Genomic DNA, 15,364 nt, shown 5'->3' on the forward strand with positions numbered 1-15,364 from the left:
GTTATGAGTTCTGTATGTAGGCTTGTAAGCCCTGCTGCTGTGTAGGTTGCTGACAAATTTGCTGCCGGATCTGCGCCTGCTCAACCTGAGCGGCAGCAATCCAATGCGGATAGCGGGTGGCCAGCTGACGCAGGATGTCATGAGCATCGGCAGGGAGCGCCGCTGCTGGAAGCCGAGATAGCCCAGCCTGTAACTTCTGATCCAGTGTCGCTAGTAAGGCAAAATCCTTAGCCTGCACCGCCTGCTCCATAGCCTGATGCAAACGTTGCAGCCCGGTAACCAGACCGGTCACCGTGGCTGTCATTGTCCAGTCACTTTGCTCGGATGCAGAGCTAGCCAGCCTTCACGGATCTCACTGATCAGGCCACTGACTTCATCTACGATCGCCATGCTGTTCTGGGCATTAGCTTCAAACAAACGGCGACCACAATAGTCGTACAACCGGTACAGTTCGGTGGCAACGTCGCCGCCTTTTTCCATATCTAAAATAGCGCTTAGCCCTTGCAGAATATCCAGACACTTGGTGATCATCTGGCCCTTATTCTCGACTTGGCCACGCTCCATAAAACCGCGTGCTCGGGTCAAATTATCCAGCAAACCCTCGAGCAGCATCAGGATTAGCCGGTGTGGGCTCGCCGCGGCAGCCTGCGCTTGTGTTTTTGCCTGTTGGTAGGCGTTAAGTCCGTTATTCATCATTCATTCACTGTCAATTAACTCATCAACATGCCGTACAGCATGTTCTGGGTCTGCTGCATGCCACTGATCATTTTGTCCATATTGGCATAGTACTCGCGCAGAGATTGCTCACGTACTTTCAGCCGAGCATCCAGATCATCGCGCTCTTGGCTAATCTTTTTCTGCTCTTGCTCCAAGCGGTCAATCCGAGTGGTAAAGTTACCGCCAGAGGTTTTGTAATCTTTTAAGCTGGTGGTAATGCTCTGCATTAACCCACTCTTGCCATCAGCGCCAAGAAATACGGTGCCGATACTTTCCGGATCTTCGTTGATGGCTTTGGTCAGCTTCTCGTCATCAATTTCCAACTTGCCTTGGCGATCGGTTTTAATACCGAGCATCGACAAGGTCTTGCCGTCATACACCTGACCCAAACTGTTACGCAGCTGACTCATCATGCCGCGCGTCATGCTGTCTCCGCCTAGAGCGCCCGGCTTCTTGCGTTTTTTACCGTCGGCATCGGTCACATCGGTGGCTTTGGAGTGTTTGTCGATAGTATCGACCAGCTCGTTATAAGCGCTGACGAAGCTTTTTACGGCTTCTTTAGTGCCGTCATTATCTGGCTTGACACTGACCGTGGTTTTCCCAACCTGCTTTGCTTCTACCGAAATACCATCGATAATGTTGTCGAATTTATTATTTTTTGAGCTGAACGTCAGACCACCCATTTCTAATTTTGCATCTTGGGCGGTTTGTAATGTGCTGACTTTGGTCGTTGCCTCTGAGGACGTTACTGTGACAGCCCCCTCTTGGCCGGTATCTTTACCACTCACTACCAGTGAGTATTTATCCCCGTCTTCACGTACTACCGCCGCTTTTACACCCGGATTATTTTTATCACCGTTAATTTGTGCGGCGATATCTTCCAGCGAGCTGCCGGCGGCGACCGTGACATCAAACGCATCTTTACCGTAGCCGATGGTTAATGTTTGATCCTGCGCAGCATTATCATTACCGTCAAACACCACTTTTTCGCGGCCAATCTGGGCCATCTGAGTCACGTTGAACTCATAGTTGCCAGTGGCAGTAGTGCCATTGACGCTGGCCGACAAAATTTTGTCATCTCCGGCAACAACGGTAGTTTTGTTCAGCTCACGGGCGCTATCGAGTTTTTCTGCGGCGGTACGCAGTTTGTTCACAGAGGTTTGTGTTTCACGGTATGCGGCGATCAGTGCCGTATTCTGGCTCTCTTGACGCTGCCACTGAGTTTCTTTGGGCAGGCGCTCGGAGTACAGCTGCGCATAAATCAAATCTTCGATCGGCAGAGTACCGATACCACCAATAGTCATGCCCATAGTCAATCCTCTGTGTCTGGTCTGCCGCGATGCCCACGGCTTACAACTGGCATCGCGTCTACGCGAATATGCAAAAAAAATGCCATCTGGAAAGTTACTGTGTTTTGCCGGTCAAACCCGAACATCCCGCAGGGATGGCCGGCAAAACACAGTAAAAAGGGGCCTTGTGGCCCCTTTTTGTATCTACGTACCGTGGAGCAAGCCCACGGTCATCGGTCATTAACGCAGCAGACCCATGATCATCGATGGGGTCTGGTTGGCTTGAGAAAGCACCGAGATACCCGCTTGCATCATCATATTCTGCTTGGTCATGTTGGCAGATTCTTTGGCAATGTCAGCGTCCATGATGCGGCCTTTCGCCACGCTCACGTTCTCTTCGATGTTAGACAGATTGTTAATGGTGGATTGGAAACGGTTTTGTACCGCACCCAGTTGCGCCATAGCGCTGCCCATTCCGGCAATTGCTGTATCCAGACCAGAAACTACAGCACCGATAGTGCCAGCAGAGCCAGTGATTGCATTACTGGATTTGAATGCTGCAGAGGTATCAACCTTAACGGTGATCTTGTCAGCAGTCTTCATCTCAGCACCCACTTGGAAAGAGATACCGGACTTTAGGCCACCTGCAGAGGCGAACAGAGCCTTACCTGCGAAAGAGGTGGTTTTTTGAATACGCTTCAACTCTGCGTTCAACGCGGTAAACTCTTCATTCAGAGCTGTTTTATCCGCAGTAGTGTTAGTACCGTTAGCTGATTGCAGGGCCAGTTCACGCTGACGCTGCAAAATGTTAGACGCTTCTTTCATCGCGCCTTCTGCCGTTTGTGACAGAGAGATACCATCAGCAGCGTTACGCTGAGCAACAGACAGACCACGGGTCTGAGTTTCCATGCGGTTTGCAATTTGCAGACCGGCAGCATCGTCTTTAGCGCTGTTGATACGCAGACCGGTAGACAGGCGCTGTTGGGAAGTGTTCAGGCTCAGCTGAGTGCCGGTTAAAGAACGCTGTGCTGTCAGGGAAGGCTGGTTAGTATGAACGGATAATGACATGTGATATCTCCTATAATCCTAAAATAGAAACAGGTCTCAAACCTTGTTACTGGTATTAGGCGGAAGAGCACGGGCATTGCTTAAATCTTTTTTAAATAATCTTTTTTAAGACGGGTGGGCTTTAGGCAGTTATTAGGGAAGTGATAGGGAAATAACCTGCTCCGACTGCGCCCTTCCTGAAGGCGTGCGCCGGGCTGATCCGGCGCGCAGGTTCGAGGCTCAGCGGGTGAGCAGTGCCACCACGGTCTGGCGCGACACATCGGCCTGAGCCAGCAGGCTGGATAGTGGCTTATCAGCGATCCTATCGGCTATTCCACCGAGCTCCGCTTCGGGCATCTGGGCATAACGCCCTTGCAGCTGGCGCTCAATCTGCTGCTGATAGCGGGTCAGCTCTTGCAGTGAGCTACGGATCTGCTGCATCAGATGTTCAATATCGGCCAGTGACTGTCGGGTATCTTGGGTTTTACGAAAGCTCAATTTCTCAGCATCAATCATCTGCGGCTGACGTTGCTCTGGCTGCACCTTCACTGGGTTACCGGCCGGAAAAATTTGCCCGTTACCGGTCAGCCAAAACCCTTTTTCAATGTCTTGCCAGTTACCTTTGGCGGCTGAAAACTCCAGATCACCCCACTTGTCGACCTCGGTACGGATCCCACGTGCTGATAAACCACGGCTGAGTTTACGGGCAATGCCGACCATATCGTCATCAGGCTCAATCTGCACTTTGACCTGACGCGGCTTACCACCATCAAAGGCAAATTTTAGCACTTCTGATTGGCTGCGATCCCCTTGCAAACGTAATCCACGAATGGAAAAACGCTGTTGCTGGTTGCGGTTTAAGTGGCGTACAGAGAAATCCGCATTGAACAGCGGTTTGTCATCATAGGTCTGATGCACCTGCTGACTGAGTTGACGCTGCAAGGAGACCAGCTCCTGCGTCATCCGCTGACGACGCCCCTCGGACTGTTTCAAGCTGCGCTGTGCCTGCTGTTTACTTTGTTGCAAGATATCTTCGGCATTGTGCAAGGCCCGTAAGGCAGTCTGGGTTTTGGCCAGTTGGTCATGCGCCTTGGCAGTGATGCCAAGCAGACTACCACGCTGACCGTGGCGTAGGTGCTCGATCTCTTCGTTCGGCGTTCGGGCATCAACAGCCGCACCGGCAGAGGCAGAAACTGCCAAACCCGCTTTTTGCTGACTGACCACCGGTGAGCGATTCAGATCGGTCGTATGCTGAGTACCCAAACGGGTGCTGTTAACTTGGTTAACCAACGTGTGTTCTCTTTATCTGTTTGGTTCTGTGTAATGCGGTCTGCCGCATTCAACGCAGGCCAAAAGACCTGCACATGATGTAATAACGCGATGTTACCTAATGTAGTTAAACAGCGACATATCATTGATTTTTGAGTAGCTTAGCTGGGTTGCCGTCAGCGCCAGCTCATAGCCTTTGAGGCGCGATACTGCCTCTGGAATATCCAGATCCTTGATATCCCCAATCATCTTTTTGTTCATCAGGGTGTTGTCTTCGTGTGCGCCTTCCATGCGCTCGAGTGATTGCATCTGACTACCTAGGCTACCCCAAGCGCTGTTGAGCTGGGTTGAGGTAGAGGTCATCTGGCTATTAACATGTTGCATCTGCTTTTCCAGCTCACTCTGGGGCGTTGCTGGGTCACGCAGTGCCGCGGTCAGATCATCAATGGCTTTAAATACGGTGTCATTCCCGGAGCCAAAAATGGTATCAGCTGTCATATTAACCGGCAACGTCACCCCTTCTGCGGTACTCGAGGTTCGGCGTGCACTATCGCCTTGATAGACATAATCTGGCAGGCTGTATGGCTTATTTTTCAGCTTGTTACCGGCAAATTGGTAATCACCATCTGGGTTTTGGCTGTTTGCTACACTTAGCAGTTCATCACGGATAGACTCCAGCTCGTTCGCCATTGCCTGACGGTCATCCTGCGTCATAGCTCCGTTGCCAAGACCTAGCGTCAGCTCTTTACCACGCAATAAGATATCATTGCCATTACGCATTAGGGCTTCTTGCTGGGTGTACTCGTTCATCACATTTTTGATGTTCTTGCTGTACTGATCGGTGGCACTCTGCTGGTGCTGTAGCAGCATAATCTGCACCGAGCCAATCGGATCATCCGATGGAGTCAGTATTTTGGTCTGCTGCTGCATCTGCATCACGGTGGTGTTGTAGTTGCTGTTAGCAGTCTGCATCCCACCCATCATCATGCTGTTTAGCTGAAAGGTACTCATGCGCATGGTGGTGATTTCCTTAATTGAACATCGCTAAGGTGGTGTCAAACAACTGCTGCGCTGTACTGACAATTTTGGCACTGGATTGATACATCTGGGTATACTGCATCAGATTACCGGCCTCTTCATCTTTGGATACCCCGCAGAGGGATTCCCTATCGTTAAATGCCTGCTGATACAATGAGGTATTCGAGGTCAGCTCGGCCTTGATTTGTGCAGTCTGGATTGCCCAATCACCGCAAATACCGGTATAGGCCTTACTCAGGGTTTTACCATTCAAACCAGACACAGTTACGCCATAAGCAGCTTGATCCGCAGGGGATAAGGTAATCGCCAACGGGGTATCTTTCAGCGCAATCAGCTTAGTCAGGTTATTGCCGTTACCTGGGCCGATATCCACATCATCGCCCAACGCCAGATCGGCAGGGTCTTTAAGCGCCAGTGACAAACGGCTGGCCGCACCTTCGACACTGTCGGCACCGCTGAACATATCCTTACCGCTGAGGTTACCGTTGATGTCGTAACCCTGCTGGTGCACCGCATTGAACTGCTGAGCAAAACCATAAGCCATCACATCCAGCTCTTTTTGCTTTTCGACCAGATCTTGATCACGGAAGGTCATCAGGCCACCGATATTACCGCCAATATTACGCGGCATTGCGAAGGTGGCATCGCCACGTTTGATGCTGATCACGCCATCGCGCGCCATATCTAGCTGACTAGCGGTATTACCGCTAACTAACGGCTGGCCCTGATCCAGGTTGATATCCACCGTACCATCTGGCTTATACTGCACGTTGACATTCAGCTGTTCTGACAGCTGGCTAATCGCCCGATCTCGCGCATCCAATACATCGGTCATAGACTGGCCGCGGGCACCGGCTTCTTTGATCTGCTTGTTCATCTCGGCGATACTGGCCAGCGTCGAATTGGTCTGGCTGATGCTGGAGTCAAGCTGGCTATCGAGCTGCTTGCGCTGACTTTTCAGCTGTGCATCCATATTGTTAAAACGCTGGGTTACCGCATCGGCCTGCGACAAAATAGATTGACGCAGTGCCATATCTTGTGGGTTCACCGCCGCTTCACTGAGTGCTGAATAAAAGCGATCCATACCGACGTTGATGCTAGAGCTGTCCGCAGTCAGGATCTGTTCGGTCTTGCTCATGTAGCGATACTGGGTATTGCTCTGCTGCAACGCTGATGATTGACGCCACAAACTGGTATTCAAAAAGCCATCGGCCAGACGATCAATGCCGGTGACTCCAACACCAGCACCCACGCCACCTGGGCCAACCTGACTGGCCAGACCGATACGCTGGCGGGTATATCCAGGCGTGTTCATGTTCACCAGGTTGTGAGAAGTGGTGCTTAGGCCAGCATTGGCCGCACCCAGACCGGTTAAACCGATATTAATCAGACTCATGACAACGTCCTTACTCAGTGCAAAAACATCCGGCCTACTGGCCGAATGCTAGCAGGCAACAGCCTGCAGGGTTCTGAAAGTAATTAAGCGACCTACCGGGCAAGATGATTAAATTTACCCGCTATACCGAGGATCAATCGGCTATTCCAACATTTGCTGCACTTGCTGCCAAAGCCCTTGTAATTTACGGGCATACTGAGGGTCAGTGGCATAACCGGCTTGTTGTAAATGGTTAAAATAACGTTCTGGATTATCCGTATGCTGCAACGCCTTGGCGTAGCGACGATTACCCTGCAAAAAACGGGCATAATCATCAAACGATTCGGCAAAGCTCCGATATACCCGAAACGGTGATTGCTGATTGACAGTCTGACCGTCGATCACTTCCTCTGCCGATACGGTCACCTGTTCACCCTGCCAGCCAGGGCTGGCCTTGATATTGAACAGGTTATAGCTGCTCTTCTCACCGTGGCGTAATATCCCTTTACCCCAGCCCGTTTCCAGTGCCGCCTGCGCCAGCAATACTGCTGGGCTAGTTCCCAGTGCCCGAGCGGCGCGGATAGCATACGGAAACAGTTTCTTGATGAAGTTCTGTTTTTGCGGATCAGCCATCTGCGCATTCAATGCTGAATCAACAGCTTCGCTCCCAGCCCCTGCACCAAACAAGCGATCTAAGACTGTATCCGGCAGCCACGAGGCATGTAACGGTTTAGCTTGAGTCGGCTTAGCGTGCATGGTTACCGCAAAGCTTTCCGCCGCCCGCGCCGACTCGCTCGCAGTACCTGCTGGTTTATCTGCCGTTTTCGGCAGCGCAGCGCCCAGCTGTTTTACCAGCATCTCGGCGATCCCAATCCGGCTTTTCTTGCTCATCTCCACCGCCAACTGGCCATCGTAAAATGACTGGTAAAAATCTTGCTGGCGGCTGCTGAGTGGGGAGTCAGGATCACGCATTGCACTGCTAGCCTGCCGCATATGCTTGAGTACAGTCTGTAAAAATACCGCTTCAAACTGCTGTGAGACCTGCTGCAAAGCCTGCTGCTGATCGCGGTTGCCCTTGATGTTTTGCAGCTGATGCACATCGTTGTACAGGAACGAGGCTTGCGCCTCGTCTGGGGCAATTTCTATACTCATATCACGATCAGCTCGCCTTCTAGCGCACCGGCCTGTTTGAGTGCCTGTAAGATAGACATCAGATCACTCGGTGTTGCCCCTAAGCTGTTAATAGCGTCTACAATGGTTTTCAGCGAAGTTCCCGCCGGCCAGATAAAGGCTTTACCTCGCTCTTCATTCACGCTGACATCCGATTGTGGTGTCACCACAGTCTTGCCGTTAGACAATGCGTTCGGCTGACTGACTTGAGCGTTCTCAACAATATTCACCGTCAGCGAGCCGTGGCTGACAATCGCCGGACGCACACGGACGTTTTGCCCCATGACGATAGTACCGGTACGAGCATTGAAGATGATCCGCGCTGGGGTCGGGCCTTCGTTAACACTTAGCGTTTCCAGTGCAGCCATAAAACCAACGCGCTGGCTCGGGTCTTGCGGAGCACGCAGTACCACTTTGGTATTGTTCTGGGCATTCGCCACGCCCGGCCCCAACACGCGGTTGATCGCCATTTCGATATTGCGTGCGGTATTGAAGCCCGGCTGTTTCAAGCTCAGTACGATATTAGGATTGCTGAGGAACGAGGATGGAATTTCACGTTCAATCAAAGCACCGTTAGGAATTAACCCAGCAGTCGGAATATTAACGGTGATCCCGCTACCACTGGCGCCTTCGGCATTTAAACCGCCCACGACCAGATTACCCTGCGCCATAGCGTACACCTGCCCATCTACTCCGCGCAGCGGAGTGAGCAGCAGCGTACCGCCGCGCAGACTTTTGGCATCCCCCAATGACGACACCGTAATATCTAATGTCTGGCCTTTAGAGGCCAGCGCCGGCAACGTGGCACTAATGGCCACCGCGGCCACGTTTTTTAATTTTGGATCGGCATTCGGTGGTAACTGCACCCCAAACTGACTCAGCATGTTTTTAATCGACTGCGAGGTAAATTTGGTTTGGCTCTTGTCACCGGTGCCGCTTAAGCCGACCACCAAGCCGTAACCGACCAGCTGGTTTTCTCGGATCCCCTGTACATCCACCATATTCAACAATGGTGCTGCCACCGCGGATACACTGCCAAGCCACAGGCTCAGCAGTAAATAACGCATGCTCATCATCAACCTCAGATTGGGAAGAACGGACTATTAAAGAAGCGGGTCAGCCAGCCAGCGGAGTTGGAGTCTGATAGTGCACCGCGCCCCGAATAGGTGATCCGGGCATCAGCCAGACGCTGGGAAGGCACACGATTCGACCCATCAATATCATCAACGCGTACCAACCCGTTAAGGCGGATATACTCATCACCTTGATTGAGACGCAACCACTTCTCACCGCGCACCCGTAAAATGCCGTTAGGCATCACTTCGTATACCAGTACGGTGATGCTGCCTGATAGTGAGTTTTGCTGGGAACTGGTAGAGTTACCTTTGAAATCACGATCAGCCCCTAACGAGGATGCCGCCTTCGGGTACTCTGTGCCAAATAAGGTGGCCACCCCGACACTGGCATTACTTTCCTTGCCAAAACTGGTACCGGCTCTCTTACTAGAGCTTGTTTGCTCTTGCAATACCACCGTCAACACATCACCGACACGAAACGCGCGCCGATCCTGAAACAGTGCCATGTTGTAATCATTGCTGAACAAACTGCCGTCCTGATCCCGCTCCATGGCTGGTAGTTTCATCGGTGGAGGGGTAAAACTATCTTCACCGGGATAAGGGCCGATGGGCGGGTGCGCACACCCGGCCAGCAACAACAAGGTCATCATTACCAGAACGCGTTTCATGACTGCCTCAATCTTTTTCGTTACAACATTAATTACAGTGACTGGCTGACAAACTTCAGCATCTGATCGGCACTGGATACCACTTTGGCATTCATCTCATACGCGCGCTGGGTGGTGATCATGTTGACCATCTCTTCCACTACGCTGACGTTCGAACCTTCCAGTGAATATTGCTTAAGCTGACCTAAGCCATTTTCTCCGGCAACCCCTTCATTCGGCACGCCGCTAGCACCGGTTTCCTTGAACAGGTTGCTGCCGGCTGCTTCCAGACCACCAGGGTTAGTGAAGTTCACCAGCGAGATCTGACCTAGCTCTTGCGGCTGCGGATCATCGGGGCTGGTATAGGTCACGGTACCGTCCGTTCCCACCGAGAAGCTGGTGGCGTTTTCCGGAATTTCGATATTCGGGCTAAGTGGCAAGCCGTTGGCATTTACCAGCATGCCTTCGGCATTGCGGTGAAACTGACCGTTACGGGTGTACGCCGTAGTGCCATCGGCCATTTCAATCTGGAAAAAACCTTGGCCTTGAATCGACAAATCTGTTGGTACATCAGTTTGCTGGTAAGCGCCGGTTTTCATCAGCTTTTCGGTGCCAACAACCCGTACCCCGTTTCCCAGCATCAGGCCGCCGGGAGTTTCATTTTGCTGATCGGCCATCCCGCCCGGCTGCTTTTTGATCTGATAGAACAGATCTTCAAACGCGGCGCGGTCTTGCTTAAAACCGATGGTGTTCACGTTGGCCAAGTTGTTGGAGATCACCTGCATCTGTACGTCTTGTGCCGCCAGACCGGTTTTACTTACCCATAATGCTGCATTCATTCTGTTATGCCTTACTCACGGATCAGACGATTACCGGCAGTGGTCAGATCCTCTGCGGTTTTCATCATCTTGACCTGAAATTCAAAATTACGTGCCAGTGTCATGTTGCGGATCAGGGCATCGACCGCATTCACGTTGCTGGATTCCAGATAACCACTGGCAACTTGCACTCCGTCATCACTGGCAGCGCTAGAGCCATCACGTAAGCGGAACAAGCCATCTTCGCTTTTGCTGATCGCTTCCGGCGATGGGTTGACCAGCTTGAGCTGGCCAACTTCCTGCATTACGCCGCCATTGGGGGCTACGATCGACAAAGTGCCGTCTTTACCTACACTCAGTTGGCTGTATTCTGGCAGTACAATCGGGCCATCAGTGCCCAGCAATGGGTGGCCGTTCACACTCAACTCACCCGCATCGTTGGTGGAGAAGTTACCAGCTCGGGTATAAGCCTCACCTTGCGGAGTCTCAACAGCAAAAAAACCATCGCCCTGTACCGCCATATCCAGCGGCCGATCGGTGCGTTGCAAGGCGCCGCCGGAGAGATCCGAGCCTAAGGCTTGCTCCCCCACCAGCGCACGTGTCTGATAACCTGCGCCACGCAGCAGCTCAGTCGAGGCCTGCTCTAAATCGGCCCGAAAACCGGAAGTGTTTACGTTGGCCAGATTGTTGGCCTGCACCTGCTGCGACAGCAAAGTGCGGCGCGCGCCAGACAGGGCAGTAAACAGCAATTTATCCATAACTCAGACCCGGCCCTTACAAGGAGTTGAACAAGACTTTGGTCATCTCATTGGCAACCTGAATCGACTTGGCGTTGGCCTGATAGTTACTCTGCGCCCCCATCAATCCGACCATCTCATCGCTGATATTCACGTTAGAGTTTTCATAACGCCCAGTCAGAATGCTGCCCAACTGACCTTCACCGGCCACCCCAGCCATCGCCTGGCCCGAGGCAAACGTTTCGGTCCAACGATTACCACCAGCCGGCTGTAAGCCTTCGTTGTTGGTAAAGCGCGCCAGCTCTAGCTGACCTTGGCTCACTTTTTCACCATTGGTATAACGGGCTATCACAGTGCCATCCGGCTCGAATGACCAGTTGGCAAACTTGCCCGCAGCATAACCGTCAGAGCTAACGGTGTTGATGCTAAAACCACCGCCGTACTGGGTCATTCCACTCATATCCAGTGCCAGTGGCTGGCCGTTAGATAGGGTCAATGAAAGGCTCGCTGGGCTAGGCTTGGTCAGCTTACCGCTGTCATCAAACTCAACAGGGGTCGGGCCGCCAGGCAATAGCTTATTATCCATCGCCACGTGCATTTCCCACTTACCGTCGCCGGTTTTACGGTAGTACTGCGTCACCTGATGCTCGTTGCCCAGCGAGTCGTACGCCTTTACATTACTGGTTGAGTTGTAGGTTGACGGATCGTTGATATCAAATGGCTTGGCGGCATCGATCACTGGTGCACCGGCATCCAGATTCAGCCCCAGTGAACCTTTGGTGCTGGCCTTTGGCGCCTGATCAGCTTGGTCAATGGTGATCGGCTGACCGCCTTTGCCCAGTAGCAAAGAACCATCGGAACTGACCAGATTCAGCATGCTTGGGTTGTTCTTGTCCTGACGAGTATCAAAGATGCCGGCACGGGTATAAAACTTCTGGCCATTATTCTCTACCGCAAAAAAACCATCGCCGTTGATCGCCAAATCGGCATTACGGCCAGTGGTGGTCATACTGCCGGTGGCAAAGCTCTGCCGGATCCCAGATACGGCCACCCCGTTGGCCTGACCGCCGCCAAAAGTGGCGGAATACACATCCTGAAATTCAGTACGAGAGGATTTAAAGCCGGCGGTCGAGCCATTGGCAATGTTGTGGCTGATGGTATCCATCTGCTCACTGGTGGATTTCAGACCGCTCAGGCCGATATTAAAAGACATACAAATTCCTGAATAATCTAGGTGATCAAATGAGAGACAGTGGGAATGGCATCCGTGATGACTTGGCCATCACCGGCGCAGAATCAGACTCGGCAATTTCACGCATGTCATAGATAGACATCTTGCCAAGACCGGCTAGTTCGAGCTGGTTCGGGGTCATGCCATCGGTGCTGATGTGCACAGCCTGCACTTTGGCTGCCAGCAGCATGTTCTGACTCCAGGCATCACTACCGCTTTCAGCCAGGACTTCGAATTTGTATTTACCGGCCCCCAACTTGTCACCGTCGATATCGAATTTCACCAGACCCGCCGGTTGCGGACCCAGTTGTAAGGTATCGACCAGCTTGCCCTCTTCGTCGTACACCGCCACTTTGACGTTATCCGCCGCTTTATCCAGACGTACCCGACCGTCAAGTTTCTGGCCTTCTTTAACGTCCAGTGCGTTGCTGACTTCCATCAACACGCTCTTGCCAATCAGGTTGGTGCTCTGCAGCATCTCCATATTGCTCATACCAATATTGAGATTCATCATGCCCATCTTCACCCCTTCCAGACTTTCAACCGCTGACATCATTCCGAGCTGGGTTAAGTACTGAGTACCGTCCATCGGGTTTAGCGGATTCTGGTTGCGGATCTGGGCCACCATCATGGTCATGAAATCATTCTTGGTGGGGTTAACGCCGTTTTTGCTCACAGCGCCTGATGGCAAAGCATCATCGGTCGATGGCTGGTTCGCCGACTGTACTCGGGCAAGGCTCATGGTGATTCCTTAAGTCAGATAATCCGAAAAGTTACGCTGGGTTACCCAAGCGCAAGATCCCCTGCTGCATGCTGCGCACACGAGACAACACATCCACATTGGTTTCAAAGCTGCGCGATGCGGCCATCATGTCTGCCATCTCTTCGACGATGTTGACGTTGGAGACAAACACATAGCCCTCTTTATCCGCTTGTGGATTTTTCGGCTCATAACGGCGAGTCAGCGGGGATTGGCTCTCTTCGATACCAAGGATATTCACCTTGGCTGTTGCTAGACCACCGTGGGAAGTGTTCCCCATGATGGTGGAAAATACCGGCCGCCGAGCACGGTAACCCTCTGCCGCATTACCGGCAGTTACATCCACGTTCGCCATGTTACTGGCTACGGTGTTGAGTCTTACGGTTTGCGCAGTCATCGCCGAACCGGCAATGTCATAAATATCTCCGAATGACATCGGTCACCTCATTACTGTCCGGTAATTGCTTGCTTTAACCCGCTAAAGGTCATATTCATAAACGTCAGGCTGGTCTGAAAATCCATTGCGTTACGGGCAAACTGAGCCTGCTCAACACCTTGGTCAACGGTGTTACCGTCTTTAGACGGCTGATATGGATTACGGTACATCGCCACATAATTAGGATCAGAGGGCGCGGGATTAGCCTGTGGCCCCGCAGTGGTGGCGTGTTTAATCTGGCGCATCACATCGTTAAAGCTAAGATCGCGCGCCTTATAATTTGGGGTATCGACGTTGGCGAGGTTACCGGCCAGCACCTTGGCCCGTTCGGTACGAAAATCGAGCGTATGCGGGAACACTCCCAGCGCCTTATCAAAACTCAGTGACATGTTTTATCCCCTGCAACAACATGAATAAGCTCTGTCTCTTAGCAATTAACACGCCAATTTTTTAACCATCTGGATTACAATGCGTAAAACCAAGAGCTATTCCCTCGTTGCCATGCACAGAACACGCACCAGAAACTGCGCACCTAAGGAGGCGACATGCCTGCTCTCAGCCGATACCACTCTCTTTTGCTACCCCTGTTGCTTATCAGCTCGTCACTGCGGGCAGCGGATGTGACCCCCGTCGAACAAGTGACACAATTTATCCAACAAGACGTGACCTCTTTTGCAAAAGCACAAAAGAGTCAGCAGTTTGACGTTAAGTTGCGCAACATGCCGGATTTCCCAATTTGCGCCACTCAGCTGCAAATCCAGCGCCTAACTGAAGCCCCACCCGCCGGTAGAGTCAGTTACGACGTGCGCTGCACAACCCCAAAAACCTGGCATGTGAGCGTGAAAGCAGATGTCTCTATCTTCCTGCCGTTGATTTTTGCAAGCCGTAATTTGGAACGTGGGCAAGTGCTAAGTGCCGGCGATCTGAGCGTGAAAACCACTAATATTGCTTTTTTGCGCCAGGCCTATTTCACTGATCCACAAGCCCTGATTGGCCAGAACTTGCGGCGCAATCTACCGGCCGGTCGGCTAATTAACCGTAATATGCTGGCCGAGCCGGAACTCATTAAGCGGGGCGATGAGGTGGTGATCTTGGCGCAAAAAGAAGGAGTAAGAGCCTCGATGAAAGGGATTGCGCTGGAAGGTGGCAGTAAGGGCAAAAAAATCCGTGTCGAAAACACCCTTAGTGGTAAGGAGATTAGAGCCAAAGTCAGTGCAACGGGGCAAGTTATGACTGATTTTTAACCACCAGTGCCAAATTGCGCCGCTGCCGAGATCTAAAAAGAGCCACAGATAAAAAACTGACGAGAAAAAGGGATTACCGGATTTAAGTTAGGCAGCCTGCTGGTCGCCGTATATAATTAAGCAGTCAGAATGTGGCGCACAGTAAAACTCGCCCGTACTGACTTCACTGACGACGTAAAGGTATACAGCACCATGATGCCTACACAGCCTAATGCAAAAGGAGCAACCATGATTGGTAAAGTACAGCGTGACGTGGCAGTCAGTACCGTACAGACTCCGGCCAGCGGCAGCGCCCAAAAAAACCTGGCCACCCGCAGCAAACCGATCGAGTCGGTGGCGTTAAGCCGCGATCTGAAAATGCTGGATCAGGCCCAGCAAACGCCACGGCCAGCCGAAGTAGATCTGGATAAAGTTGCTAAGATGCGTACCTTGCTAGCAGACGGTGGGCTTAGTATCAACACCGATCGTCTGGCCGACAGCCTCTATCAATACTACAAAGGCTAAACGGCA

Annotated in this window: 18 protein-coding genes; 2 read left to right on the plus strand and 16 right to left on the minus strand. The window is 52.0% G+C overall.

What is annotated here, in order from left to right; all coding sequences use genetic code 11:
* Position 1: 1 nt before the first annotated feature.
* From AC1HDJ_RS02090 to flgB, 16 genes are all read right to left on the minus strand, one after another.
* Positions 2–304 (minus strand): hypothetical protein, encoded by a 303-nt coding sequence (locus tag AC1HDJ_RS02090; RefSeq protein ID WP_479536887.1) that lies wholly within the window; start codon positions 302–304, stop codon positions 2–4.
* The gene (fliS, locus tag AC1HDJ_RS02095; RefSeq protein WP_479536889.1) at positions 301–696 is read right to left on the minus strand and encodes a flagellar export chaperone FliS; all 396 of its coding nucleotides are present in this window, start codon (positions 694–696) and stop codon (positions 301–303) included. Before fliS ends, AC1HDJ_RS02090 begins: the two co-directional genes overlap by 4 nt.
* Before the next feature lie 14 nt (positions 697–710).
* On the minus strand, positions 711–2,027 hold the full coding sequence (gene fliD / locus AC1HDJ_RS02100) for a flagellar filament capping protein FliD (RefSeq protein WP_479536891.1): 1,317 nt from the start codon (positions 2,025–2,027) through the stop codon (positions 711–713).
* Between the two features lie 219 nt (positions 2,028–2,246).
* Positions 2,247–3,074, minus strand: a complete 828-nt coding sequence (locus AC1HDJ_RS02105; RefSeq protein ID WP_479536893.1) for a flagellin N-terminal helical domain-containing protein — start codon at positions 3,072–3,074, stop codon at positions 2,247–2,249.
* Positions 3,075–3,293: 219 nt separating this feature from the next.
* The gene (locus AC1HDJ_RS02110) at positions 3,294–4,343 is read right to left on the minus strand and encodes a hypothetical protein (protein WP_479536895.1); all 1,050 of its coding nucleotides are present in this window, start codon (positions 4,341–4,343) and stop codon (positions 3,294–3,296) included.
* A 93-nt stretch (positions 4,344–4,436) separates the two neighbouring features.
* Complete coding sequence (gene flgL / locus AC1HDJ_RS02115; protein ID WP_479536897.1) at positions 4,437–5,339, minus strand: flagellar hook-associated protein FlgL; 903 nt, start codon at positions 5,337–5,339, stop codon at positions 4,437–4,439.
* A 13-nt stretch (positions 5,340–5,352) separates the two neighbouring features.
* Positions 5,353–6,756 carry a flagellar hook-associated protein FlgK gene (gene flgK, locus AC1HDJ_RS02120; RefSeq protein WP_479536899.1) on the minus strand — a complete coding sequence of 468 codons (1,404 nt, stop codon included), beginning with the start codon at positions 6,754–6,756 and terminating at the stop codon, positions 5,353–5,355.
* A 141-nt stretch (positions 6,757–6,897) separates the two neighbouring features.
* Positions 6,898–7,887 carry a flagellar assembly peptidoglycan hydrolase FlgJ gene (gene flgJ / locus AC1HDJ_RS02125; RefSeq protein ID WP_479536901.1) on the minus strand — a complete coding sequence of 330 codons (990 nt, stop codon included), beginning with the start codon at positions 7,885–7,887 and terminating at the stop codon, positions 6,898–6,900.
* Positions 7,884–8,978: a flagellar basal body P-ring protein FlgI gene (locus AC1HDJ_RS02130; protein WP_479536903.1), complete on the minus strand. Its 1,095-nt coding sequence runs from the start codon at positions 8,976–8,978 to the stop codon at positions 7,884–7,886. The genes flgJ and AC1HDJ_RS02130 overlap by 4 nt, the downstream gene beginning before the upstream one ends.
* Before the next feature lie 8 nt (positions 8,979–8,986).
* Positions 8,987–9,649: a flagellar basal body L-ring protein FlgH gene (flgH, locus tag AC1HDJ_RS02135; protein WP_479536905.1), complete on the minus strand. Its 663-nt coding sequence runs from the start codon at positions 9,647–9,649 to the stop codon at positions 8,987–8,989.
* A gap of 32 nt (positions 9,650–9,681) precedes the next feature.
* Complete coding sequence (gene flgG, locus AC1HDJ_RS02140; RefSeq protein WP_479536907.1) at positions 9,682–10,467, minus strand: flagellar basal-body rod protein FlgG; 786 nt, start codon at positions 10,465–10,467, stop codon at positions 9,682–9,684.
* An 11-nt stretch (positions 10,468–10,478) separates the two neighbouring features.
* Entirely contained in the window at positions 10,479–11,204 is a 726-nt protein-coding gene (flgF, locus tag AC1HDJ_RS02145; protein ID WP_479536909.1) for a flagellar basal-body rod protein FlgF, read from the minus strand.
* Between the two features lie 16 nt (positions 11,205–11,220).
* Positions 11,221–12,396 (minus strand): flagellar hook protein FlgE, encoded by a 1,176-nt coding sequence (locus AC1HDJ_RS02150; RefSeq protein ID WP_479536911.1) that lies wholly within the window; start codon positions 12,394–12,396, stop codon positions 11,221–11,223.
* A gap of 25 nt (positions 12,397–12,421) precedes the next feature.
* Positions 12,422–13,156, minus strand: a complete 735-nt coding sequence (locus tag AC1HDJ_RS02155) for a flagellar hook assembly protein FlgD (RefSeq protein ID WP_479536913.1) — start codon at positions 13,154–13,156, stop codon at positions 12,422–12,424.
* A 31-nt stretch (positions 13,157–13,187) separates the two neighbouring features.
* Positions 13,188–13,610 carry a flagellar basal body rod protein FlgC gene (flgC, locus tag AC1HDJ_RS02160; protein WP_479536915.1) on the minus strand — a complete coding sequence of 141 codons (423 nt, stop codon included), beginning with the start codon at positions 13,608–13,610 and terminating at the stop codon, positions 13,188–13,190.
* 11 nt (positions 13,611–13,621) lie between these two features.
* Positions 13,622–13,999: a flagellar basal body rod protein FlgB gene (gene flgB, locus AC1HDJ_RS02165; protein ID WP_479536917.1), complete on the minus strand. Its 378-nt coding sequence runs from the start codon at positions 13,997–13,999 to the stop codon at positions 13,622–13,624.
* A gap of 156 nt (positions 14,000–14,155) precedes the next feature.
* On the opposite strand from flgB, the gene flgA reads away from it, so the two are divergent.
* Entirely contained in the window at positions 14,156–14,854 is a 699-nt protein-coding gene (flgA, locus tag AC1HDJ_RS02170) for a flagellar basal body P-ring formation chaperone FlgA (protein ID WP_479536919.1), read from the plus strand.
* A gap of 129 nt (positions 14,855–14,983) precedes the next feature.
* Positions 14,984–15,358, plus strand: coding sequence for a flagellar biosynthesis anti-sigma factor FlgM (gene flgM / locus AC1HDJ_RS02175; protein ID WP_479536922.1), 375 nt, complete (start codon positions 14,984–14,986; stop codon positions 15,356–15,358).
* Positions 15,359–15,364 lie beyond the last annotated feature (6 nt).

The organism is Plesiomonas sp. ISS29, from assembly GCF_056522795.1.